The sequence below is a fragment of the Staphylococcus sp. EG-SA-2 genome (genome assembly GCF_017152085.1).
The window spans coordinates 1-1,333 of the sequence record NZ_JACYHC010000799.1 but is presented as its reverse complement, the minus strand read 5'-3'; the positions used below and the strand labels follow the sequence as shown (position 1 = coordinate 1,333).

Genomic DNA, 1,333 nt, shown 5'->3' with positions numbered 1-1,333 from the left:
AGCAATGCGCAAGCACGTAAAATTTTTGAAGTGGAGAAGGTGTAATACATGGAAACAAAAGAAAAAATTAAAGTGACAACTATAGATGAATTAACACCCCTAATTGGAAAAAAGGTTATTGTCAAAGACAAAGAGGTAGGATTGTTTTTAACAGAAAGTGGCAAAATTCATGCGATTCACAATATCTGTCCACACAAACAAGGACCATTGTCTGAAGGGACAGTGAGTGGGGAATATGTATTTTGCCCGCTCCACGATCAAAAAATTGATTTAAATACAGGTATTGTTCAAGAACCTGATGAAGGTTGTGTAGATGTTTATGAGGTAGAAGTTACAGACGGGAACGTATATATATGTCTGTAGAGGAATATGGCAAGGTTTACTTGATAGGTGCGGGCCCAGGTAATCCGAATTATTTGACTAAAAAGGCTGAGCGTTTAATACGTGAAGCGGATGTCATTCTATATGATCGATTAGTGAATCCGTTAATTTTACAATATGCGAATTTGACTACTGAAATTATCGATGTTGGTAAAAAGCCGTATGCAAAACATATTCAGCAAGAAAAAATAAATGACTGTATCGTGGAAGCAGCGCGTCGATATAACAAGGTTGTTAGACTTAAAGGTGGCGATCCAGCGATATTTGGTCGTGTGCAAGAAGAAGTCGACACACTAAATGAACATCATATTGCGTTTGAAATTGTACCAGGGGTGACATCAGCGAGCGCAGCAGTTGCTACTATGCAGACAGGTTTGACAATGCGTACAGTTGCTAAAAGTGTGACATTTTCTACAGGTCACTTTAAAGATTCAGAAGAAAATGAAGTGGATGTCAATTCCTTAGTGAATGGTGGCACGTTAGCAATTTATATGGGGGTAAAACGTTTAGGGAAAATTATCACACAGATACAACAATACACAGATATTGATTACCCGATAGCGATTGTCTTTCAAGCATCGTGTTTTAACGAGTTTGTTGTTAAGGGGCGTTTAAGTAATATTATTTCAAAATTGCAACACTATTCAATTGAGGCGAAACCAGGTATATGTATTATTGGGGAAGTTGTTGGTTATACTGAAAATGTCTCAACAACTTCTAATCCGACTCAGCAATTTTATGTAGTAAGTGGTTCTAAACATGACGCCCTTATGCTCTGTGAACATTTATATGACGAAGGTTATGGCTGTTTGCTAAACCCAAATAATACATCGAATGGCACATATCATTCGTCGCAATATGATTACTATGATGCATTTATTAAGCAGCAAGAAAATGTAACATATATTTCAACCGATCGTGCAGATGCTAATACAGTGTTATGTCACTAATT

The 1,333-nt window shown here is 37.0% G+C and carries 2 protein-coding genes; both read left to right on the top strand.

What is annotated here, in order from left to right:
* Window positions 1-48: 48 nt before the first annotated feature.
* The gene (gene nirD, locus IDG60_RS14565) at window positions 49-363 is read left to right on the top strand and encodes a nitrite reductase small subunit NirD (protein ID WP_000448220.1); all 315 of its coding nucleotides are present in this window, start codon (window positions 49-51) and stop codon (window positions 361-363) included.
* The gene (gene cobA / locus IDG60_RS14560) at window positions 354-1,331 is read left to right on the top strand and encodes a uroporphyrinogen-III C-methyltransferase (protein ID WP_000109972.1); all 978 of its coding nucleotides are present in this window, start codon (window positions 354-356) and stop codon (window positions 1,329-1,331) included. Before nirD ends, cobA begins: the two co-directional genes overlap by 10 nt.
* The last annotated feature ends 2 nt before the right edge of the window (window positions 1,332-1,333 follow it).

Bases quoted from the DNA above. Each gene is read 5' to 3' on its own strand.
- cobA (WP_000109972.1), top strand. From the start codon at position 354: ATGTCTGTAGAGGAATATGGCAAGGTTTACTTGATAGGTGCGGGCCCA.
- nirD (WP_000448220.1), top strand. From the start codon at position 49: ATGGAAACAAAAGAAAAAATTAAAGTGACAACTATAGATGAATTAACA.